Source organism: Bacteroides muris (ex Fokt et al. 2023), assembly GCF_024704895.1.
Classification (GTDB): Bacteria; Bacteroidota; Bacteroidia; order Bacteroidales; family Bacteroidaceae; genus Bacteroides; species Bacteroides muris.
The window spans coordinates 1-212 of record NZ_JAMZEE010000161.1 but is presented as its reverse complement, the minus strand read 5'-3'; the positions used below and the strand labels follow the sequence as shown (position 1 = coordinate 212).

Annotated in this window: 1 protein-coding gene; it reads left to right on the top strand. The window is 46.7% G+C overall.

Going from position 1 to position 212, the window contains the following annotated elements; all coding sequences use genetic code 11:
- The coding region (locus M1B78_RS18680; RefSeq protein WP_257941521.1) for a hypothetical protein at positions 1 to 212 on the top strand (212 nt) is incomplete at both ends.

Here is a 212-nt window from a genome sequence, read left to right as displayed (position 1 = left end):
ACAGCTGTAGGTCGTGAGCCTATCGTTCGCGTAGAACTGGTGGATACAGTAAACAATGCTTTGGTTGCCATGCGTTATCTGAAAGTGAAATGGGTGAAAGAAGCTGGCGAGAGAGAACTGTCTCATGCTTTTGCTGATTCTATCTATTACTGCAGCAACTACACCGGTCGCATCGGTACTCAGGAAATGAATGAGGACATCTACGACAAGGC